The 23,212-nt window shown below is 46.7% G+C and carries 21 protein-coding genes; 14 read left to right on the forward strand and 7 right to left on the reverse strand.

Translation table 11 applies throughout. The features are described 5' to 3' along the window. Positions 1–202: 202 nt before the first annotated feature. Positions 203–1,009, reverse strand: coding sequence for a winged helix-turn-helix transcriptional regulator (locus tag MHH92_RS28125; protein WP_036612804.1), 807 nt, complete (start codon positions 1,007–1,009; stop codon positions 203–205). Continuing rightward, positions 985–1,380 (reverse strand): Fur family transcriptional regulator, encoded by a 396-nt coding sequence (locus tag MHH92_RS28130; RefSeq protein ID WP_036612807.1) that lies wholly within the window; start codon positions 1,378–1,380, stop codon positions 985–987. Before MHH92_RS28130 ends, MHH92_RS28125 begins: the two co-directional genes overlap by 25 nt. Before the next feature lie 272 nt (positions 1,381–1,652). Here MHH92_RS28130 and MHH92_RS28135 point away from each other — a divergent pair, with 272 nt between their 5' ends. Further along, a complete protein-coding gene (locus tag MHH92_RS28135) occupies positions 1,653–2,765 on the forward strand; it encodes a GGDEF domain-containing protein (RefSeq protein WP_076319286.1) in 1,113 nt (370 codons plus the stop codon). A gap of 138 nt (positions 2,766–2,903) precedes the next feature. On the opposite strand, the gene MHH92_RS28140 is transcribed toward MHH92_RS28135, so the two are convergent. Both MHH92_RS28140 and MHH92_RS28145 read right to left on the reverse strand, forming a co-directional pair. Beyond that, on the reverse strand, positions 2,904–3,842 hold the full coding sequence (locus MHH92_RS28140) for an aldo/keto reductase family protein (RefSeq protein ID WP_047840782.1): 939 nt from the start codon (positions 3,840–3,842) through the stop codon (positions 2,904–2,906). Between the two features lie 153 nt (positions 3,843–3,995). Further along, positions 3,996–5,633, reverse strand: a complete 1,638-nt coding sequence (locus tag MHH92_RS28145; protein WP_340907322.1) for a hybrid sensor histidine kinase/response regulator — start codon at positions 5,631–5,633, stop codon at positions 3,996–3,998. A gap of 481 nt (positions 5,634–6,114) precedes the next feature. On the opposite strand from MHH92_RS28145, the gene MHH92_RS28150 reads away from it, so the two are divergent. The 3 genes from MHH92_RS28150 (at position 6,115) to MHH92_RS28160 (ending at position 9,637) form a co-directional block, all read left to right on the forward strand. After that, positions 6,115–8,076, forward strand: coding sequence for an anaerobic ribonucleoside triphosphate reductase (locus MHH92_RS28150; RefSeq protein WP_340907325.1), 1,962 nt, complete (start codon positions 6,115–6,117; stop codon positions 8,074–8,076). Next, entirely contained in the window at positions 8,073–8,582 is a 510-nt protein-coding gene (nrdG, locus tag MHH92_RS28155) for an anaerobic ribonucleoside-triphosphate reductase activating protein (RefSeq protein ID WP_340907326.1), read from the forward strand. The genes MHH92_RS28150 and nrdG overlap by 4 nt, the downstream gene beginning before the upstream one ends. 215 nt (positions 8,583–8,797) lie before the next feature. After that, positions 8,798–9,637 carry a methyl-accepting chemotaxis protein gene (locus MHH92_RS28160; protein WP_036612816.1) on the forward strand — a complete coding sequence of 280 codons (840 nt, stop codon included), beginning with the start codon at positions 8,798–8,800 and terminating at the stop codon, positions 9,635–9,637. A 152-nt stretch (positions 9,638–9,789) separates the two neighbouring features. Here MHH92_RS28160 and MHH92_RS28165 read toward each other — a convergent pair whose 3' ends face one another. Next, positions 9,790–12,612 carry a glycoside hydrolase family 3 C-terminal domain-containing protein gene (locus MHH92_RS28165; RefSeq protein ID WP_340907328.1) on the reverse strand — a complete coding sequence of 941 codons (2,823 nt, stop codon included), beginning with the start codon at positions 12,610–12,612 and terminating at the stop codon, positions 9,790–9,792. 368 nt (positions 12,613–12,980) lie between these two features. On the opposite strand from MHH92_RS28165, the gene MHH92_RS28170 reads away from it, so the two are divergent. From MHH92_RS28170 to MHH92_RS28190, 5 genes are all read left to right on the forward strand, one after another. Then, a complete protein-coding gene (locus MHH92_RS28170) occupies positions 12,981–14,525 on the forward strand; it encodes an FAD-dependent oxidoreductase (protein ID WP_340031340.1) in 1,545 nt (514 codons plus the stop codon). Positions 14,526–14,820: 295 nt separating this feature from the next. Further along, positions 14,821–15,150 (forward strand): PadR family transcriptional regulator, encoded by a 330-nt coding sequence (locus MHH92_RS28175; RefSeq protein ID WP_036667851.1) that lies wholly within the window; start codon positions 14,821–14,823, stop codon positions 15,148–15,150. Further along, complete coding sequence (locus tag MHH92_RS28180) at positions 15,143–15,736, forward strand: HAAS signaling domain-containing protein (RefSeq protein ID WP_340907330.1); 594 nt, start codon at positions 15,143–15,145, stop codon at positions 15,734–15,736. The genes MHH92_RS28175 and MHH92_RS28180 overlap by 8 nt, the downstream gene beginning before the upstream one ends. Beyond that, the gene (locus MHH92_RS28185; protein ID WP_340907331.1) at positions 15,733–16,632 is read left to right on the forward strand and encodes a DUF4097 family beta strand repeat-containing protein; all 900 of its coding nucleotides are present in this window, start codon (positions 15,733–15,735) and stop codon (positions 16,630–16,632) included. The genes MHH92_RS28180 and MHH92_RS28185 overlap by 4 nt, the downstream gene beginning before the upstream one ends. Before the next feature lie 78 nt (positions 16,633–16,710). Further along, a complete protein-coding gene (locus MHH92_RS28190; protein WP_017691809.1) occupies positions 16,711–17,430 on the forward strand; it encodes a 3-ketoacyl-ACP reductase in 720 nt (239 codons plus the stop codon). A 289-nt stretch (positions 17,431–17,719) separates the two neighbouring features. Here MHH92_RS28190 and MHH92_RS28195 read toward each other — a convergent pair whose 3' ends face one another. After that, entirely contained in the window at positions 17,720–18,259 is a 540-nt protein-coding gene (locus tag MHH92_RS28195; RefSeq protein ID WP_036667855.1) for a helix-turn-helix domain-containing protein, read from the reverse strand. Between the two features lie 67 nt (positions 18,260–18,326). Further along, positions 18,327–18,692 (reverse strand): glyoxalase superfamily protein, encoded by a 366-nt coding sequence (locus MHH92_RS28200; RefSeq protein ID WP_340907333.1) that lies wholly within the window; start codon positions 18,690–18,692, stop codon positions 18,327–18,329. Between the two features lie 228 nt (positions 18,693–18,920). On the opposite strand from MHH92_RS28200, the gene MHH92_RS28205 reads away from it, so the two are divergent. From MHH92_RS28205 to MHH92_RS28225, 5 genes are all read left to right on the forward strand, one after another. After that, a complete protein-coding gene (locus tag MHH92_RS28205; RefSeq protein ID WP_340907335.1) occupies positions 18,921–19,595 on the forward strand; it encodes an alpha/beta hydrolase in 675 nt (224 codons plus the stop codon). Further along, entirely contained in the window at positions 19,595–20,365 is a 771-nt protein-coding gene (locus MHH92_RS28210) for a DODA-type extradiol aromatic ring-opening family dioxygenase (protein ID WP_340907336.1), read from the forward strand. The genes MHH92_RS28205 and MHH92_RS28210 overlap by 1 nt, the downstream gene beginning before the upstream one ends. A 323-nt stretch (positions 20,366–20,688) precedes the next feature. Further along, positions 20,689–21,285 (forward strand): SMI1/KNR4 family protein, encoded by a 597-nt coding sequence (locus MHH92_RS28215; RefSeq protein WP_076328695.1) that lies wholly within the window; start codon positions 20,689–20,691, stop codon positions 21,283–21,285. 144 nt (positions 21,286–21,429) lie between these two features. Next, positions 21,430–22,431: a cation diffusion facilitator family transporter gene (locus MHH92_RS28220; protein WP_340907337.1), complete on the forward strand. Its 1,002-nt coding sequence runs from the start codon at positions 21,430–21,432 to the stop codon at positions 22,429–22,431. Between the two features lie 254 nt (positions 22,432–22,685). Continuing rightward, positions 22,686–23,186, forward strand: coding sequence for a hypothetical protein (locus MHH92_RS28225; protein WP_100528299.1), 501 nt, complete (start codon positions 22,686–22,688; stop codon positions 23,184–23,186). Positions 23,187–23,212: the final 26 nt, after the last annotated feature.

Raw genomic sequence — 23,212 nt, forward strand, 5'->3', positions numbered from 1 at the left:
CTTGATCTAACTGTTAAATTGATTCTAACATGTCCCACTCTGCTCTTGCATGAGGTTCACATGAGATTAAGATGAGGTTCTTCAACATTCATGAATGAACTATGAACATGTTTTAAGGGAATGATTCTGATCTGCCTATCTATTAGGTAGTACCCGAAAAAGCATGAAGTGAAAGATAAAATTTGGGCAAAAAAAAAGCGGACTAATCCGCCAGGCGGTAGCCCACTCCTCTTACTGTTACAATATATTGCGGCGAAGAAGCATTATCGCCCAATTTTTTGCGCAAGCTTTTGATATGAACATCGACCACATTACTTCCACCCGTAAAGTCCGTCTCCCAGATATCGCTGAGCATTTCCTCACGGGAAATGACTGCACCTTTGGCATCAATCAGCTTGAGTAACAGATCATATTCGGTCTTGGTTAGATGAATCCGGTTATTATCGCGCTGTACACTCATCCGTTCACGGTCGAGCCACAGATCTTTAAATCCGATACGGTGCCCTTCCTCAGGCAAAAAACCACGGTTGGGAAGAGCAGGGCTGTTGCCAATCATGCGCTGCACTCGGTATAGAGCTTCCTGCGGGCGTGCAGGCCACACCAGCAATTCCTCCTGAAGCATCGGTCCACTTGCGCTGCCAATCATCTTCTCACCGACCAGATACAGACAAGGGGTTGTATGCTCAGCCTCACGATTCAATCGGCTGCTAATGCCGGCAAATGCATCGATCGTTCCAGCCACAGACAGATCATAGATCAACAGATCAAAGACAAGACGCTCATGCAGATCCGGTTCCCAGCGATGGAAGACCAGTACATCAAAGCAGCTATCCGTTAAGGCCTTTACCAGTTCATGAACCTGCCCCGGCATGGGGCTGATCAGAATAACACGCCGTGTAACAGGACAATTGTCCACAAGGGGTGTTGAGTCAGACAAGGCTGGTTTAACCCTTAGGGGTAAACGGCGGCCAGGCAATTTTATTTTCACTTGATCCGTTTGTTTCTGCATTCCCCGCAGACACCTCCAAAGACCACATGAGCATGATCGATTGCATATCCGGTTTCTTCAGCTACCTGTTTCATCCATTGTGGAGGAACCTCTGTCATCACCTCGTCCACTTTGCCGCACACTTCACACATAATGTGCTGATGATCATCCATACGGGCATCGTACCGGCTTGCTGTCTCTCCGAGTTTAAGTTCCCGTATCAATTCTTTGTCCGTCAGATAACGAAGAGAATTATACACCGTACCATAGGCCAGATTATATCCTTGTTCCACGAGTCGATTCATGACATCAGCAGCTGTCGGGTGATCCTCTGAATGGCGCACCACATCATATACCGCTTGCCGTTGTATCGTCAGATTTAAAGTTCTCACAACCATTTCTCCTTTATTATTGATCCATTTTATATGAAATCAGACACTGATCTTCTACTTATGATGGTCTTCCCAAAAAGAAGGAATATATTTTGATTTAGATTAAGTATAAATCTCATTGCATATTGAAGTCAATATCACTCTAACATCCTGTATATGCAAATAAACCACCTTTACCAGCAATCCCCTCATAAATTTGGGATAATATGGTTCGCTACAGCACCACTTTTCAGATAAAATATAGGGATGTGCGTAAAAAGGGGGAATGTCGGTTGTTTAGCACTTTTTTCATTAATATCTGTGTCATGATTACGTTTATGTATGTGTCCGGGATCATCGCAAAGTTCTATAGTATCCGATTGCCTTTTCCCTCGTTACGTGTTCAGTTGATCGGCGGCTTATTATTCGGTATATATGGCACAGTACTCATGAACTATTCATTCCCTCTGAACGAAACTACGATTGTAGATCTACGGCATCTGGCCATCGTTACCGCAGCGGTATATATGGGAGGATTGGCTTCGGTCGTTACGGGACTCATGATCTCGATCATTCGTATTCTGATGTTCGGCTTATCATCCTCTGCCATAGATGCAGGTTTTGTCATGACTCTGATCGGACTGTCCGGTGTATACTTCGCCTATGCTCCCTGGTCCAGACTGACCAAAATAATTACAATGAATCTGCTTGGCATGACATTAATCTTTATCATTCTTATGTTGAACACGGACAGCATGAATTCATTAATGAAGATATATCCGTTACAAATGACCATTTCTTTTGCCGGTGGAATATTTATCTATTTCATTGCAGAATTCATTAATAAATCCAATGAAATGTTATTTCTATTGGAAAAAAGAGCTTCTACCGATCATCTTACCAACCTGAGCAATCGACGACAGTTCGAAAAATCACTTCAACTGGAACTTCAGCGTGCGCGGGATTACCAACAGAAGCTTTCCTTGCTTGCCATTGATATTGACCGATTCAAAAAGGTAAATGATACCTATGGTCATTCCGCCGGCGATGCTGTCCTGAAGCAACTTGGACAACTGCTCGTTGAACATGCACGTTCTGCTGATATCGTATCACGAAATGGTGGGGAAGAATTCGCCATTCTCTTGCTCGACTGTGGACACCGTCAGGCCGTGGCTACCGCCGAATCTATACGACAGGCTGTAGAGAAATACCATTTTGCTCTGCCTGACGGGCACACGACACGTCTAACCATCTCCATTGGTGTAGCCGTGTACCCCGATCATTGTGATGATCATGACGATGACGACTTCTTCGAACAGGCCGATCGTGCTTTATATGAAGCCAAGAATACAGGGCGTAACCGTGTGTGCGCCTTAACTTTTCGTTCCTTGCCTCTTACGCTTTAAAGTAAGATCTAACCCTTCAATAATCTAACCTTTCAACGCTCCAAAAAAGGGATGTCTCGTTCGCCTATTCAGGCGCACAGGACATCCCTTTCTTTATAGATCATTGCATATCATCTCAGCTTGTGTAATGACAGGAGATCAAGCAAGGATGCTCTCAATCTCCTCCACAATGGCAGCATCCAGCTTCACGCCAGATGCAGCCGCGTTCTCTTTTACCTGCTCGGGACGACTCGCCCCTACAAGTGCACTGGATACATTGTTTTGGCGCAGAATCCAGGCAAGGGCCAGTTGCCCAACCTTCAGATCCAGCTTATCCGCCACTTCAATCAGTTGACGAACTTTCCCGATACGATCCGCATTGATCTTTCCTTCGTCCCATCCTAGCTTGGCAGCACGGCTATTCTCTGGGATATCGGAAACGGACGTATATTTCCCGGTCAATAGACCTTGAGCAAGCGGGGAGTATACAACTTGTCCAATGCCTTTACGCTCGCCGAGCGGGATAATCTCATTTTCAATATAACGGTCAAACATGTTGTACACCGGCTGATTGACCACGATACGATCCAGGAGCAGACGGTCTGCTGTACCCAACGCAGCTTCCATCTGAGCCGCAGTCCATTGGCTGACGCCTACATATAACACTTTGCCTTGGCGTACCAGATCATCGAGCGCGCGGAGTGTTTCTTCAATTGGTGTTTCGGTATGATAACGATGGCAGTAATAGATATCCACATATTCAACGCCTAGGCGCTTCAAGCTGGCTTCACATTGCTCTTTGATATGTTTGCGAGACAACCCCTGGTCATTCGGACCATCACCCATTTTGCCAAATACTTTGGTTGCAAGTACATAAGAGTCACGGGAATATGCTTTGAGCGTCTGCCCCAGCAGTTCTTCTGCTGCACCCCGTTCGTATACATTGGCAGTATCAAAAAAGTTAATGCCTTCATCAAATGCAGTTTCAATTGATTTCACCGCATTCTCACGTTCCACATACCCTCCGTACGTCAGCCAGCTTCCCAGGCTAATCTCGCTTACTTTCAGTCCGCTTCCACCTAATCTGCGATAATCCATTGATTGCATATCCTCCTCTGTTGGTTATAAAGATGAAGTTCACTTTCTATTGTAACGTAACCAGCTCGGAATAAAAGGGCTTTGGCTCAGAAAATGGAAGATGAAAAAAAGCGCACCTATAAGGTGCGCCGAATAAAGATCTATGATCATGATCTAAGGCAAAGTAATGCTCAATGCATTCAACAGATCAGCCTGTCTGACCGGCTTGGTCAGAACAGCATCAAAGGCTTCTGCTTCATGCAATTCAATGTGCATACCATAAGGAACAAGAACAATGACGGGCAGATTCTCCAGTCGCTGTTTCAGTTCATGTACAAAATCAACCGCGCCGCCTTCCATTAATCCCATATCCACAACGGCTACATCCGGCATGAATCCTTCCTTGATCCAATCATGCGCTAATGTCACACCCGAGGTCATGTGTACATCCATCTCCCACCTACGCATCAGGGAAGAGACACCTTGCAAAATGTCAGGGTCCTTGGCAAGTAACACCTTTTTCCCTTTTAACCGCTGCTGAACACTTGCGAGCTGAGGTAACTCCCAGTATCTGCGTAACGGAAGTGAAATGTTGAATTCCGTCTCATTTTCCTTCACACTGCTCACCTGAATACGGCCATGCATGAGAATGGCAAGATTCTGGCTTACAGCTAAACCCAGATTGCTTCCAATCAGTTTTTGGATATTCAATTTTTCATCTTGGCTGTTAAAGGTTGGTGTCTTCTTGTCCGATAACATCTGACCCGTGTACTTCACCTTGAGCTGAAGTGTACCAGTCTCCTCCAATTCTTCTCCGTTCACCACTGCTGTGATCAGAACGGAACCTTCACGCGTTGAATCGAGAGCATATTGAATGACGTGTGCAAGCAACTGTCCAATCTTGACTTCATCACCAACGAACACTTGAGATACATTCAGTTCAAGATTTAATCCCAGCTCAATGTTCTTGCCCGTCGCAATCCCGGCATAGAGATACACGGTATTCTCAATGGTGCCTACCAGATCAAACGGATCATCATGTATAACCGTTTTACCTGCTTCATTAGTGTTGAAATTCATCATATTATTCAGCAAGGAAAGCAGAATATTGCCGCTTGTCTCAATCATGTTCACATATTCGGACTGCTCCTCAGGCATATCCGGTGTGCGCATCAGATCTGTCAGTCCCAAAATACCGTTCAAAGGATTGCGAATCTCGTGACTCATTAGCTTCAACATCTGTGTTTTGGTCATAGCCTCAGATTCGGCACGTTCTTTCTCTGCCTGGAGCTGTTCTTGCATTTGTTCCGAATCACTCAATTTCTGCTCCTGAACATGCAACGTGCTTTCCAGATCAACAACATAACCCAGGAATACAGCCATCGCCTTCAGTGTCTTCATATCGGTTTCGCTGATCACATAACCAGGATCATCCATCAGACAGATGGTGCCAAATGTTTCGCCCGATCTTCTCATAATAGGCACGCCCACAAAGAAGCGATTGCCAAGTCCGCTCGTAACGCCCATGGATCGTGTCATCGGATGTTCACATGTATCCGGGATCGTAAGAACGCTACCGTTGTCTCTTAATACCAGGCTGCAATATGAATCCGTAAATGGAAGTGCACTGCCTTTAACAACTAACTCTTCCGTACGATTAAAGGCCTCCAAAATGACATTGGTCACCCCGTCATTCGTGGCAACAAAGATGGTATTGACCTTCAATATACCACTTAATACGTCTACGATATGGGCCGCAGCTTCCTTTATATCTTCATAGAAGCCTCTTGTAATGCCTTCTGCCGTCCCCATGATTCACCCCTCTTATCTTAGCTGCACTTTCAAATCTGTATTTCAGAATGTTTAATCACGTACAGGGGTCATCAAAAATCCGAATAGCTGTCACAATCTATACTTATATGATTAACACCGTAGAAGTATAAGAGAATCATACTCCCTGCCTATTGCCCATTTGCGGACAAAAGCAGGTCTTAAACGGATGGTTTAACGACCGCGAATTCATTGCAACTCGCCTTTTCAGCTTGATTAAAGTCCATCTTGTCCGACTTCGGATATTATACTTGCAGAATAACTAGAAATTATACGCTTCCGCTCAGACTTTGGGAACCTTTATCCGCAGCAATTAAAGGAAAGTCCATTTTGTTCAGTAAGCTGTGTGATCATTATCACACCCAAAAAACCACATATAGTTTATAAATGGATAATACGAATCTACATATAGTATTTAACGTGAATTGAATGATAACCAAAATCATTTTAGGAGGAACCTTACATGAACATGCTTGAGTATGCCACTCCACCGGCATCCGATCTATTATCCGACCTGGGAAGACGAATTATTGGCGCAGAAGACGCCGATACGCTGAGGGAAAATGCAAATCTGAACGGGGATTCCTTCAGTGGTAAGATGAGCAGGCTCGGTTCGGAGACCGCCAAGTGGCATGCTCTGCGTCATGTGTTACCGGAAGAGCTTGCTCAAGCTGTGGAGAATGGGGATCTGTATGTACACGATCTGGATCAGTATGCACTTGGAACGACCAACTGTATCTTTATCCCGTTTGACCGTCTCCTTGCTGCGGGTTTCAATACAGGCAACGGATCGGTTCGCACACCTCAGACGATCATGTCTGCCATGGCTCTGGTTGCGATCATCTTCCAATCCCAGCAGAACAGTCAATATGGCGGTGTATCGGCCAATAAAATTGACTGGGATCTGGCTCCTTATGTACAGCGATCGTTCCGCAAACATTACCGCAAAGGGCAACGGCTCTTTGGTGAAAATATTCTGATCGAGGATGAACAGCTTCACTTGGACAGCATCGAAGCGAAGAATCAGTGCCCGCGCGCATATGCCTTCGCCTATGAAGAAACTGAATTGGAGACAGGACAAGCTGCTGAATCACTGATTCATAACCTGAATACGATGAGCAGCCGGGCAGGTGGTCAGATTCCATTTACTTCACTGAACTATGGATTATGTACTTCTGCGGAAGGACGGTTGGTATCACGCTCGTTGCTGGAAGCAACCATTCGTGGCCTGGGCAACGGGGAGACTCCCGTGTTCCCTCAACATATTTTCCAATGTAAACAGGGGATCAATCAGGCTCAAGGAGAGCCGAACTATGATCTGTTCCGGCTCGCAGTCACCTGTTCATCCCGGCGGATGTATCCTAACTTTGTCAATGTGGATGCCTCTTTCAATCTGCCTTTCTATCATCCGGAAGATCCGGATACAATCATTGCAACTATGGGATGCCGCACACGTACACTGGCTGACCGGTTTGGTCGCAATCGTCAAAGTGGTAAAGGTAATCTGTCCTTCAACACCATTAACCTCGTGAAGCTCGGCATCCGGTTTGGCATCTGCCAAGGTGCCAGAGCTGTCGCTGACCGGGCCGGATTCTATACTGCTTTGGAGTCGGTTATGCATAATGCCGCTTCCGGCCTGCTGCACCGCTACCGAATTCAGACAGCACAGCCTGCCAAGGCATCGGACTTCATGATGCGAGAGGGTGTATGGGAAGGTGGAGAACAGCTTGGCCCGAACGAGCCTGTTGCCGATCTATTAAAGCATGGAACATTATCTCTTGGTTTTATCGGTCTCGCGGAATGTATGACAGCTCTCTATGGGCGCCATCATGGGCAGGACCCTCATGTACATCGCGAAGCGCTCAACATTATTCGGACCATGAGAGAGTTCTGTGACCGGATGAGCGAGCAGCATAACTTGAATATCACACTGTTTGCCACACCTGCTGAAGGGTTGTCCGGCAAATTCACGAAGATCGACAGAGAGCGTTATGGTATTATTCCCGGAGTGAATGATCGGGAGTATTATACGAATTCATTCCATATCCCGGTCTACCACACGCTTCCAGCATATCGGAAGATTGAACTGGAGGCCCCATTCCACACTTTATGTAACGCGGGTGCGATCTCCTATGTGGAGCTTGACGGAAACGTTCGGGCCAACACCGCAGCTTTCCTGCGAATTGTACAGTATGCACTGGCGCAGGATATCGGTTATTTCTCCATTAATCATCCAATTGATCGCTGCCCTGCATGTGGTTATGAAGGCGTTATTGGGGATGTATGCCCAAACTGTGAAGCCCACGAGAACCATGTACACTTCCAGCGGTTACGCCGCGTAACTGGCTATCTGACCGGGGATTACAAAGTACGCTTCAATGCTGCGAAACAAGCTGAAGTGCGGGATCGGGTGAAGCACCGGTGAATCTATATGGTTACATCCCGGAATCGGTAAATGAAGGGACCGGCCTGCGTGCCGTGTTGTTCATCAGCGGATGTCGTCACGCCTGTCCGGGCTGCTTCAGTCCGGATTCATGGAGCTTTCGAGCGGGTGAGCCCTTTACAGAGGAGCGGCAGCAGCAGATTCTGCATGAAGTGACGACCCATCCATTGCTGGATGGCGTTACGTTGTGTGGTGGTGATCCCTTTTTCTCGGCAGCAGAATGTACGTCTTGGGTCCAGCAGTTCCGCGCTGCACGGCCTGATCTGACGGTATGGGCCTACACGGGATTCGAATATGAAGAACTGATTACCGACCCTGCAAGAGCAGAGCTTGCCCGGTTGTGTGATGTGATTATTGACGGTCGATACGTTGAAGCGGAGCGTGATGTTTCCCTTCCCTTCCGCGGCAGCCGGAATCAGCGTTTGATTGATGTCAGTGCAACACTAGCCACTCGAACCATCGTTACAATGCAGCTCAGTATGCTGTAACATTGGTTTTATTCCCCTCACCAACTAACAAGGCACGGGTCCCCAGCGGACTCGTGTCTTGTTGGCGTATAGCGGTCTTCTTTAAGAAATAGGTTTTATCCATTCTCTCTATTTTCTTCTCTATTGCATGACGATATATAATATAGGTAGTTATTAAGTTAGCATTTAAAATTTAACCGTTTACATAAGGTAACCAGGGAGGAATCATCTTTTATATGGATATTGTTCAAGCATTAATTACATGTATGCCTTTCTTTCGAGATACGATTCGTCAGGATGTAACCCTCTCCGTGATTGATCATGAGAAATTCCTATATTTCTCAGCAGGGGAATCGTTAAAACAACTGAATTATCAACCCGGCGACCCTCTATTGGATGGAAATCGAAATTTTGCTGATCTCAACGGCGGTACAGTCAAACGATTCGATCACTACCCTAAAGATTTATTCGGTGTTCCTTTTGACGTGGCTTTTATCCCCATTAAAAATGAAAAAGGTGAAGTCATCGCCCTGTTTAATCTGCTCTACAGTATGGATGACCAAGACCAGTTGCAACAGCTCATGGATGCTACCGAAAATCTGACTAACCAGTTAATTGACAGTGTACAGCATGTAGCTGCACACTCCGAGGAACTCAGTGCCACAACCGAAGAGATCCGGAACAATTCCAAACAAGCCGTACAGAAATCAGGCAATGTCACTCAGGTTGCCAGTTTCATTCGTGAAATCTCCGAACAAACCAATCTGCTCGGCTTGAATGCTGCCATTGAAGCTGCTCGTGTAGGGGAAGCTGGTGCAGGTTTTGGCGTTGTTGCCAAAGAAATTCGCAAACTGTCTGTGGATACCAAAGAAGCAACAGCCCGTATTGAAGATTCTCTTCTCTCGGTTCGGCAATCCATTCAAGGCATGGAGAATGAACTTGGTGAGATCACTGCAAGCTCCCAAGAGCAGGCTGAACTCGTAAACAATTTCATGAGTACAATTGAGCAACTGAATGAAACCAACAAACAATTGAAGCAATTTGTGCAAAAAATGATTACGTTTGACGGAAAATAAAAATACGTGCGATGGACAATACAAGCACGGTTCATATCATAGAAATTTGTATAATTCGTTTCCTACCGCTCAGGGGATTTATGCAAAATGGTCATTAAACAACAAACTAAGCCTCCGAATAAGTTCGGAGGCTTTTTCATGAGCTATTTGACTTAACGAATCTCAAAGTGACTGATGCGCACACCCGCAGACAACACAATGTATACATCCTGCGCACCTGATGCACCTGTGAGTTCCGCCTTCACGGTAGACCACTGCTGGGCTTCACCTTGTGCCAGTTCCACACGTCCTGCGAGCGTACCGTCTGGTGAACCGAGTCGAACTTCCAACACAGCGCCTGCTTTTTCCGCGGATACACGAGCTTCAATTGCTGCTGCCCCACTACCCAGATCGGCATCCTTAAAGGCAATCCATCCTTGCTCACCAACTACACGGACAGCACTTCCGCCCTCTTTGCTTTCATCCAGATCAACACCCAGGTAAGCATCATAATTCTCGGCACGAGTAGCCACACCCAGATTACGGGCAGGGATCGTCTCTCCTTCTACCGTCAGGTCTGCAACCAGCTGAACATCGGAGGATGACTTGGCAACCATAATAGAGTAAGTTCCACTTTCCACGACATACCGATCACGAGTTACATCCCAGATTGCCAGTTCCTGAACAGGCAAAGTAAAGCTGACCTTCGCTGTAGCTCCCGCTTCGATATGAAGACGACGGAATCCTTTTAACGTTTTGAGTGGACGTTTCACCCGGGATTTGCCTGCACGAACGTACAACTGTACAACCTCGTCGCTGGCAATTGAACCCGTATTGGTTACATCTACAGTTACCGTTACGTTGCCCTCTGTACCCACTTGAGCTGGGCTAAGTTCCAAATTGCTGTATTTAAACGTTGCATACGTCAGACCATGTCCAAACGGATACAATACATTGCCTTCAAAATATTGATATGTCCGACCGGATTGAATGATATCGTAATCTTTGATGTCGGTCAGTTGATCTGCCGATTGTACCCATGTCATATTCAGACGGCCTGCTGGTGCATAGTCGCCATACAAGACGTCAGCTACTGCGTTACCCAGTTCCTGTCCTGCGTGTGAAGTATACAATACCGCCGGGATGTTCTCCTGGACCCAGTTGGATGTGAACGGATAACTACCCACGATGACAACTACCGTGTTCGGGTTCGCGGCATAGACCGCCTCAACCAGACGTTGCTGGGATTCGGCGAGATCCAGACTTGGACGGTCAATCTCTTCTTTACCATTTACAAGCGGATTATTACCAACAAAGACAATCGCTGTTTCCGCAGCCTTAGCCGCTGCTACCGCTTCTTCAAGTCCGTTCACAACCACATCCTGCTTGAACGTCTCTGTGGCACCAAAGGTTTTCAGTTCTTCGGACACTACGAATGCATCGTTTCCACCATTAGGTGCAGTCACCGTTTTGCCATTCCAAGTAGTCAGACCTACACTGCCATCCTCTTGTGGCAACAGGTGGAATACTTCCTTCACGAACCAGCCGTACACTTCATCTGCGGAAGCCGTTACGGTCTCTTCATCTGTCGTCAGATATTTGCCGTTGCTTTCGGCCTGCAAGGTATAACTTCCGAAGCCCCAGTCGGAAACCATGAACGTCTCCGCTTCTCCCGAAGCAATCACAGGTGATTTTTCACCTTCTGTCAGTCCAATTTTCTTCCCATTGGCTACGGAAGTTAACGTAATACGATCATTACCATCCTTGAACGCCACTTTGTCGCTGCCTACTTTGCCACGGATCGCCTCAAGCGGGGATACGTTATACGGCATGGTGCCTGCATACCAGTCACGATATACGGTTCCGCCCAATTGACCAATCACAGCCACTTTACCAGCTTTTGTTTTGTCCAGCGGGAGCGCGCCTTTGTCGTTTTTGAGCAATACTACTTGTTCTCTAGCAGCTCTGAGCGACAGTTCTTTTGCTTTCTCCGTCATCATGGACTCTTCACCAATAGCAGCGTACGGGTTGCCCTCTTCCGGATCGAACTCGCCCAGACGGAAACGCACACGGAACGTATTAAACAACGCTTTGTCGATGTCATCCATCGTGAGTGTACTTTGTTCCAATCCTTCACGCAGTGCCTGTTTGGACAGCTCAGCATCATCGGTGATGCTATCAATTCCAGCTTTAACAGACTCTACCGTACCTGGTGTGTGGGAATCATAGTATTTATGATCATTCATGATGCCCATTACGTCACCTGCATCACTGACAATGAAACCATCCATGCCCCATTCACCTTTGACAATCTCGTTCACAAAAGGATGCAACAACGCTGGCGTACCATTAATAGAGTTGTACGCCGTCATCATGGACTGTGCGCCGCCTTCCTTAAATGGCTTCTCAAACGCCTTCAGATAATACTCACGCATGTTACGTGGATCAATGCTGGACGAACCGCTTCCACGATCAACTTCGTTATTATTCGCAAGAAAATGCTTCAAAGTAGCAACCGCTTTGTAATACTTCGGATGGTCGCCCTGAATTCCTTTCACCAATGCTGTTGTCAGCTCGGCTGTCAGTTCCGGATCTTCACCATACGCCTCTTCATTCCGTCCCCAACGCGGGTCACGTTCCATATCCACTGTAGGTGCCCACAGCGTAAGACCGTTCACTGCCGGATTTCGTTTATAAAATACACGCGCCTCGTCTCCGAGTACGGAGCCAATCTCCTTCATCAGGTCCGCATCCCATGTGCACGCAAGCCCCACCGGTTGTGGGAAAGATGTTGCTTCTCCAAGCCAGGCCAAGCCGTGGGCCGCTTCTGTGCCGTGTTTGTATGCAGGCACACCCAGGCGGTCTACTGCCGGTTGATATTGCAGCATGGATTCAATTTTTTCATCTTCCGTCAAGCGGGATACAAGGTCCTTCACCCGGGTGTCTAACTCTAGTGCTGTATCTTGAAACGGATATTTCGTTTGGTTGGTCGTCATATAGAATCTCCTTTGGTTATCGGTAGTTAATTAAATGATAGCGAATACATATCTCAAGAAAAAACGAGGGTTAATTCGTATGAAATACTTCTTCCGATGGATCAATTAATCCTTTTATAATCAACGTTTACAGGTGTATAACTTGATCTCCTTTCCAAAACCTAAAACGGTTTCGGTAATCTTATCATAAAGCATGTTTAACAAAAAAAACAGAGGTTCTGCACAGGAAATTGTGAACATCCCCTCTGCAAAATCTGAACAACACCGTTTTTTCCTGGCATAGTCTGGCAATCATGAATAAGAGTACAACGATGTGCGCTGAACAACATCCCATTCGATAGATTGAAGATAATCAAGGAGGAAAAAAAATGAGCGACAATCAGCAGCCCAAGACGGGTCTGCCCCCGGTCCCCGAATCACTGTGGCGTGCTACGCATGAATTCGATAGCTATCCGAAACTGACAGAAGATATCACCGCTGATGTAGCGATTATTGGTGCCGGTATTGCCGGGATCACTACAGCCTATCTGCTCGCGCAGACGGGTATGCGTGTAGTCGTGCTGGAGGCTGGAAAAGTATTGGATGGCACGACCGGTCATACCACGGCCAAGGTATCTGCACAGCACGGTGTCATATTTGATGAAATTATGCATCACTTCGGACAAGAACAGGCTCGGATGTACTATGAAGGCAATGCCGATGCCGCCAAGTGGATGCGCAATCTGGTGAAGGAAAAACAGATTGATTGCCAGTGGGCAGAGGAAGATGCCTACGTCTACATTCAATCAGAGGAAAACATCAAAAAACTGGAGATCGAGCTGACCGCCTATGGCAAACTCAATATCCCTGGTGAGTGGGTAGACCCACTCCCTATTCCAGTTCCCGCAAGGGCAGGCATTCGCATGCCGGGTCAGGCACGATTTGATCCGCTGGCCTACCTGCACTACTTGCTCGATTCCGCTGTGAAACAAGGTGTACAGATCTACGAGCATACGACAGTTACGGATGTAGAGGAAGATGCTTCACTACATGTCAGAACTTATGGAGATGGCCCATCCGTAACAGCGGAACATATTGTCGTGGCTTCTCATTTTCCCGTCTATGATCCCGGATTTTATTTCACACGATTACACGCCGAACGATCCTACGCTGTATTAGTCGAACCGGAGAAACCCTATGTGGGCGGCATGTACATCTCGGACGATACACCTTACCGCTCCTTGCGTACCGTCTTACATAACGGGAAGGAACACATCCTTTTTGGCGGCGAAAATCACAAAACTGGACAAGGCATCTGTACCTTTGGTCATTATGAACGCCTAGAGCAGTTCGCAGCGGAGACATTTGGCATTCGCAACATTCCTTTTCGCTGGTCAGCCCAGGATCTGATCTCCATCGACAAGGTGCCTTACATCGGACCGATTACCGGAAGACATGAACGAGTCTATGTGGCGACCGGGTTTGCCAAATGGGGAATGACAACTGGCACGATGGCAGGACACCTTCTTGCGGATCGCATCACCGGTCGTGACAACCCTCATGCTGCCATATTCGATCCGGCAAGATTCAAGGCCGATCCTGGTATGAAACACTTTATTGTGGAAAATGTGAATGTAGCCAAGGAATTAATCTCCGGTAAAGTAGGCATTGTGCACAAAAAGGTTAGCGATATTGGTGAAGACGAAGGAGCCGTCGTTCGTCATAATGGCAAACGTGCTGGCGCCTACAAGGACACCAGTGGCAAGCTGTTTCTGGTGGATACCACCTGCACCCATCTGGGTTGCGAAGTCGAATGGAACGAGGGCGAACGTTCGTGGGATTGCCCATGCCATGGTTCCCGCTTTGATTATGCAGGCCATGTCATTGAGGGCCCTGCTGTGGAAGACCTTAAAGTCCTGGATGCACAAGAATAACCGACATTTAGCGATTAACCTGTAACCAAAGAAACAAAAGTTCATCTCACAGACCGGATCGGAATCCGCCTCCAGACGGAAGTAACCGATCCGGTTTTTGCGTATGCTGAATTATAGCTAAACAGACAGCTTCAGCTAAGCATCAGTATTAAACGAACTTATTATCGATCAATCGTGATACGGAACTATTTTAAAGTCACTACCTTGCATTAAACAGTACTGGATGCTATGATGACTTCACCACTACTGAACAATATACACTAGCGATAAATGAAGCTACGAAGGAGGAACCTGTGTGAATGTGAACATCCAGTTCAAAAAAGGAGTTTTGGAGCTGTGCGTCCTGGTATTAATTAACCGCCAGGATCGGTATGGCTACGAACTGGCTCAGGCGGTCTCCAAACATATCGAAGTTGCTGAAGGTGCACTGTATCCCTTGCTTCGCCGGCTTGTGAATGACGGTTACTGCACCACCTACCTGCAAGAATCAAGCGAAGGACCGCCGCGCAAGTATTACCGACTATCCGATACAGGTCGCGACTACATGACGGCACTGACGACAGAATGGAATGAATTTGTGCGCAATGTCGCAAATCTGATTGAGGAAGGAATCCCCAATGAATAGACAACAATTTATGAAAGCCATGGAAATTCATCTACGGCCGATGGACCCATTCGAACGGGCTGAGTTGCTCGCCGACTATGATCAACATTTCGAGCTTGGACTACGAGAAGGCAGGCTGGAAGAAGAGATCGCTCGGGAACTCGGACAGCCGGAAGAAATCGCCAAGGAAGCACTCGGTGATCGTTATGACATTCATACGCCGGGTTCAGATGCGTTCTATGCACCGACGTATCGCGAGATGCGGTCACCCAGAAACAACACCAGCGCCACTCGCAAATTTTTCACAGCCATCGGCCTGTTATTCCTGAATCTGATCCTTGGCATTCCTCTTGGTCTCATGATGTGGTCGGTATGGCTTGTTATTGCCAGCCTTTCCTTGCTGGTAGTGGCTCCTGTAGCAGCAGTTGTGGACTTTGTATTCCTGGGCCAACTCGATAAACCGGAAATTTTCGTTGCGATTGGCGCTTTCGGTGTCGGCATTTTGTTTGCCATCGCATCGAAGTATGTCTTTAGAGCCTTCAAAATCGTCACTCTTCAATATATTAGATGGAATAAAAACACGATGAAAGGAGATGTTTCCGCATGAGTACCAAAAAATGGCTTGCGCTTGCCGTGATATGTATCGGAATAGGTTTGCTCGGGACATCCATCTATGGCGTTCAGTTCGGGGATGAACGGGAGCATTATTCCAAACGATGGGATTTCAAAGCAGATGAATTGCAGAACATTATCATGAATGCTAATTTCAGTGCAGATATTGAATTTGTCATAAGCCCCGATTCGAATGGTTATATCGAAGTGGATGGTAAATGGGACCCTGCCATAGTCAAAAGCTTCGAACAAGCCACCTTATCCAAAGGCACATTCCAACTGGCTCAGACAGCACGTGAACGATTGCAATTTTTCACCTTGTACTGGAATGATCAAGACTCCACAATAACCGTTGCTCTGCCTGAAGGACACCAATTAAATGAGGTTAAGCTGGACTCCTCTTCAAGTGAATGGGATCTGACAGGTCTAAATGCCAATCAGCTTGAGCTGAACAACACCTCAGGTTCCATACGTCTGGAAAACATCAAGGCGCCCAATATTGAATTGGTTCTAACTTCTGGCGACATTAACGCTTCCATGATTAATGGAGACATGACCGTGAAACAGACATCCGGAAGTTTTACGGCAGATCAGATTGCCGGTCATGTAAACAGTAAGATTAAATCAGGAGATATTGAGATTACTGAATTAAACGGCGCAGCTGATGTTCAATTCACTTCGGGTAGCATTCATATTAAACAGTCCCATTCCGCCCCGATTAATGCGTCTGGAACATCAGGAGATATTTTCATTCAAGCTGCACCTGATTTTGACGGAATCTACGACGCTAAGGCTACTTCCGGAAGTGTCGATGTACCTGAATCGCCAATGGTGAGCCGGGAAGTGATCAAGGCCCGTACTTCTTCTGGCAGCATCGAGATTACCAAATAGTGATGAAGCCAATTTCCGAACTGTGGGTAATAATAGTATAATTGAATGCTAGTCCATTTCTAAGGAGGAATTACCCACATGGAACTTAAAAATAAAACAGCGATCATCACCGGTGCCGGAAAAGGTATCGGCCGTGCGATCGCTGAAGCTCTTGCCAAAGAAGGAGTGCACCTCGGCCTTATTGCACGTACCGCTTCCGATCTTCAGGCTCTGCAACAGTCTCTGAGTCAAGAATACGGTGTGAAAGTAACCAGTGCAGTAGCAGATATCTCGGATCGCACGCAGGCCGAAGCCGCTGTAGCAGCCATCGAGATGGAACTTGGTGCGGTGGATATCCTTATCAATAATGCGGGGATCGGAAAGTTCGGAACGTTCATGGAGATGGAGCCGGAAGAGTGGGAGCGCATCCTGCATGTTAACGTTATGGGTACATATTACGTTACACGCGCTGTCCTTCCAAGCATGATCAAGGAAAGTAGCGGCAGCATTATCAATATTGCTTCCACTGCAGGTGAGCGCGGATTCGCTACAGGTTCGGCATACTGTGCGTCCAAGTTTGCATTGCTTGGCATGACCGAATCTCTGATGCAGGAAGTGCGCAAGTCCAACATTCGTGTAACGGCACTGACTCCAAGCACCGTTAATACGGAGCTTGCGACCAATGCCGGACTGAAAATTGGCGACGAAGATCGCATGATGCAAGCGGAAGATGTAGCTGAACTTGCACTCGCAACGCTCAAGCTGTCCGACCGTGTCTTCGTTAAAGCAGCAGGCATCTGGACAACCAATCCGCAATAAGCTGCTTCTGACCTTTCTAAGGAATCTCTCGCACCTTATTGTGCTCTTTTGCAGGAAATGAGAAACGTAGCAAATCTCTGCGACGTTATTTCGCCAGAAGTCTGTGGAATGTAGCCAAATTACACACACAGCAGTGAAATAAAGCGTCTGAGATTCGTTACATCAGGATATCTGCTTAAAATCATCTAATAGAGCTCACTCAGTTCGTTAGAAATATAAAAGGACGTTTCCCATTGTACATGTATGCAGGTTCGCATGTTCATGACTTGGGAGCCGTCCTTTTTGTATTTTACAAATGATCCAGACCCAATTCTTTGGACACCGCAATGAGCACCACCGCAGGTTCCTCACCGATATTGGTCACTTCATGGGGCACGATCGCATTCCAAGTAAACGAATCCCCCACTTCAAGAACTTCCACATCTTCGCATTGCTCCGCACGAATCTTGCCCTGCAACACCAGATGGCTCTCCTCCCCAGCATGTTTGCTAATCCCGGTCGAAGCACCTGGCGGTAACTCCACAATGGACATACGCATCGCACCTTTGGCTGTAAGTTGCTGCACTTTGATCTGCCCGCTTCCGGCTGTCGTCTCCTTACGCTCGTTCTTGCGTACCACGTTCATCCGTTGCTCTGGTGTCAGCAGCAAATAAGGAAGTGGCACTTCCAGATAATCCGCAATACTTTCAAGCGTAGCAATGGAAGGTGACGTTTTGTTGTTTTCCACGTTGCTGATAAAACCTTTGGACAACCCCGTTCCCTCACACATCTGCATAATCGTAATCTGTTTCTGTTTGCGGATCGTACGAATAGCCAAGCCTATATCCATATTGAGTCCCTCCCCTTCTATTAATCTGTATAAGACACCAGTCGTACGCGTCGCTTCTTCAGGTTATCTATTCAGCGCTTGCCTCAACAAATATAATTCGATTGCCAAACGGATCCGTCACAGTCATTTCCCTTGATTGCCAAGGGGTCTCCTCTATACCGGGTCTCGCATTTTTGTACTCTTTCTGACGAAGTGCACCATGGAATGCATCCAAGTTATCTGTTTCCACGCGCAAGGCAGCTCCAGGTGTACAATCTCCATGATGTTCGGATAAATGAATCACGATGGAATCGAGTGAAATCTGCATATATAAGGGCATATCTTGCTCAAATCGATGTTCCCAATCCAATTGGAAACCCAGGTATTCAAGGTAAAACTCTCTAGCTTTATTTTCATCAAATATTCTCAAAATAGGCACGATACTCTTTAACATCCTGATCACGTCCTCGGGAATAAGATATGAACCATTCGCAGCGGCATTTATTGGAGAACCATTCAAGATTTTTTATAAACAACATATATTCATCATACAAAAAAAGTATTGACCCTACAATAAAACCATGATAAATTTTGTTCATAAATAAGAATATTTATTTCATATTAGTAAAATTTATTGTCAGAACGATATATTTAACTCATTCCTCTTCAGGTGGTGTTTTTAATGAATTCTCCTTATATACATGAAGTCCGATTACCGTCTCATTACAATCCAGATCAACGTTATCATGTCATTTTCGCCTTACATGGCATGGGATCAGATGAGCAAGATATGCTTCGTTTGATGGAGCCTATGCAGTCTGATTTTATTATCGTCGCCATCCGTGGACCTATCGTTCAGGGTAGTGGTTATGCTTATTTTCAGATTAAAAGCATTGGCAACCCCATCCGTGAATTGTATGATGCCTCCGTTCAGGGACTGCAACAATTGATTGTTGATCTGTCCGCCAAATATGCTATTGATCCCACACGGCGTTATATCGCCGGATTCAGCCAGGGCGCCATTATGGCGATGACTTTATCGCTGGTGATGGGAGATGCGATTAAAGGCATTGTAGCGATGAGTGGGTATATCCCGCAATTTGTGAAAGACGAGTACAAGCTGCAACCCGATTCGGAGCTGTCTGTGTTCATCTCGCATGGAGATCAAGATCATCTATTCCCGTTACAACTGGGCGAAGATAACGCCAATTTCTTCCGTCAACACACCAATCACGTCACATATGTACCTTACAACGGTGGACACCAGGTGACCCCCGATCTATATCAAAAATTTCAACACTGGCTTCGGACGGATGCAAATCTGACTACCGAAGACCCGAAAGGACTGAATTCATAATGATGCCATCTCTTTTTATTGCTCACGGTGCCCCATCACTGGCACTAGAGGAGAATGTGTACACCGAATTTTTGCAAAAACTTGGACAGGAACTGCCGAAACCCAAAGCAATCGTGTTATTCTCTGCTCACTGGGAATCCACAACTCAGCTTGTATCCTCGGTAGCCAACTATGAGACCATTTATGATTTCGGCGGTTTCCAGCCCGAGCTGTATCAGATCAAGTACCCGGCTCAAGGACAGGCAGAAACCACCTCGAAAGTGGAGCGCCTATTCGCAGAAGCTGGGATCCCGGTACAAACGGATGATGTTCGTGGCCTGGATCACGGCGCCTGGGTCGTTCTACGCCTGCTCTACCCGGATGCGGATATTCCTGTAATTGCCTTGTCCGTGAATCGCTATCTGACAGGTGAGCAGCAATATCAGGTCGGACAAGCGCTCGCTTCCTTGCGTGAGCAAGACATTCTTGTCATTGGCAGCGGAGGAACCGTCCACAATCTACGTCGATTGAACTGGGAAAGTAACGGCGTTGACCCGTGGGCATCAGAGTTCGACAACTGGCTGCATGACAAGCTGGTGAGTTGGGATACGGAGTCTCTCTTCTCCTATGATAAACTGGCACCTTCAGCTCAAGCCGCCGTGCCTACGCCGGAGCATTTTGTACCGCTGTTACTCGCCATGGGTGCGGGAGATCAGAACAAACGTGCATCGCTCCTGTTTAAAGCCTATCAGTATGGCAATCTGAGCTTGTCCTGTTGGAAGTTTGAATAAGAGGACTATGTAAAAGATTAGTTTCATTTATAAAGTAGATAAATAATTAGCGTGGGTTACAGGGATTACCCCTGTAACCCACGCTTTATTTGTTGTTAGGAGTGACTTTCATGATGGTTGTACGTAATCGATTGGGATGGGGCTAAGTGTGCTGATATGCAACAACCGTCCTTGAATAATGAGACCATTGTAGTATGTAAGCAAGGACTTCGGTTTCTTGTGTGCTTTTCCGGATTATAACTATAATATGAGGTGAAATCAGGCACAGTTTGCTCGCATATCACTCACCATATTATCTGAATAGCTCATACGGAGGGAATTGGATGCCAGAACAGCGTATATATGAATTGATGGATGAACTGGATATGTTGCTGGAGGAGAAGGTACAAGATGAGGAAAACCGGGAGCTCTTGGAGGCTTATCGCGAGTTTGAAGGCGTGACGGATGAGCAGCTCGACGCATTCGAGCAGGAACACGATATTCGATTACCTGCTGATTTTCGTGCATTTTATAAACGTAAAAATGGGAGTGGTTATGGCTTTCACGTCTTGTATCCAAGCCTTGAGGAAGGACGGGAATCCGAACCATTTTACCTGTTATCCCTGGAAAAAATTCAAAAGGAGCAGTCCACGCTGGTGGAGAACCGCATGGATGATTATTTTACCGAAGAAGAGATCCGTGAGCTTGATCCCCGAATCAAACCCTACCTTTTTCAAAAGAAATGGATCACGTTTGGCATGCTTGGAGGTGGCTCACTGTATCTGATGTTCGACTTTGATCCGACAGAGCAAGGAACGGTTGGACAGATTATTATGTACGTGCATGACCCGGATTTTGTATATTATGTCGCTGGGACGTTTACGGAACTATTGGAACAATCCAACCGCAATTTACGTGCCTTGGAAGCCATTGAGTACTGAAATGCGCATGATGATATGACCTTTTTTGCATAATGCTGGGATATGTCAAAGCGGTTATAATAACATTTAGTGGAAATGCACATGCTGTATAGATAAGACTGCCTTTTCTACACCTAATACATTGATCTGGGAGGAACATACGAAGTGGCTGAACAACCGAAGTCTGAGAGCTTTATGTCTCTCGTCAAAAAAGGAAACACATCCTCCGCCGTAGCGATGGCAGGTAATGCCGTACTTGCTGTGTGCAAAGGGGGAGCCTTCCTATTCAGTGGCAGTGGTGCCATGTTCGCTTCGGCGATGCATTCACTCGCTGATGCCATTAACCAAGGATTTGTATTTGTCGGAAGTGTGTTGTCCGAGAAAAAACCTACACGCCGCTTCCCAACCGGATTCGGACGGGTCATTAACATTTTCTGCATGATCGCCGTGATTGTTGTTACCATTATGGCGTATGAAACGATCCATGAAGGTATCCATCTGTTGCAGCATCCTGTTGGTCATACCGGTGGTCTATGGATTAACATCGGAGTGCTCGTCTTGAACATTCTGATCGACGGGGCCATTTTGATCAAAGCCATGAGGGAAATCCTCAAAGAAGCACGCGCACCCAAAGCCGCTGGATTTGCCTTGGTCCCTGCTGCCATCAAAAACGTTGGCCGTGCTGCACCGCCAACCCGTCTCGTGTTCTACGAAGATGTTGTCGCTGTACTCGGTGCCCTGCTTGCGCTGATTTCCGTCGTGGTGATTGCCTTGACCAACTTTGCATTGCTCGATGGCATTGTGACAACGATTATTGGATGTCTGATGATCGCTGTAGCCTTCCGTGTCGGTTACGATAATATGATCGGATTGATCGGTGTTGCGGCTCCGCAGGATATTGAGGACAAAGTGTCCCAGACTATTCTCGCAGACACACACGTTGCTGACATTCAGATGATGCGTATCATTCAGGAAGGCCGTTATTATCATGTCGAAGGTCTGATTGAACTTACCAAAGGACTCAGCCTGGCTGATGCGGATGACATCAAGTTCCGTATTCAGGAGAAACTGATGACAAACCCCGACATCGCCGACGCTGCCATCTCCATTATTGAGGATGACGGTGTGAACAGCTGGGGCAAGAAACATTCGGATGTGGTGAAATAACAAGCTTCGTTTTGTATAAAAAAATGACAGAACCCACTCTTCAACAGAGTGGGTTTTTAGTATGTTCAACTACACCCTCATCTAGGGAGAGGTAGTTGCCCAAAATGCTTACCTAGACTTTGGTCTAGGTTCATTTTAACTCCAAAGGCGGAGGATATACTTTTCCAGTTCATGGTATGCTGTGAATAACGAAAGTAATTGCTCTACATACAACCGTTCGGAAAATTGATTTTGTATTGAGAAGGAGAGATATTATGGCTAAACGTACGATCCTTGCGCCTGTTCTCATTTTGCTGGGCGTGTACCTGATTCTGAACCAGGGAGGTTCACTCGGTCCGGGTACGATCTTTGCGACTTTCTGGCCCACGTTATTCGTGATTCCACTCGGACTGTTCTTCCACTGGCTCTACTTCTCCATGATTGGCAGAGGGGTTGGACTTCTGGTTCCTGGTGGGTTGCTGCTCACCGTCGGTATTGTATGCCAGATTGCCATGCTGTTTAACAACTGGGATACGATGTGGCCGGGCTTCATTCTGGCTGTAGCCGTTGGATTATTCGAATTGTATTGGTTCGGTGGTCGGAACAAATGGTTGCTGATTCCCATCAATATTCTGACGGTTATATCGCTGCTGTTCTTCGCTGTGATGTCGATTGGCTCGATGCTGAGCAGCTTGAGCTTTATTCAACCGTTTGTGGCGATTGTGCTGATTATGGGTGGGGCATGGATCATGGTGGGTCGCAAAAAGCGCATGTAACCCTTTATTCGTTCCCACTTGATCAC

The organism is Paenibacillus sp. FSL M7-1414 (genome assembly GCF_038003195.1).
In the GTDB taxonomy this organism is placed as follows: Bacteria; Bacillota; Bacilli; order Paenibacillales; family Paenibacillaceae; genus Paenibacillus; species Paenibacillus amylolyticus.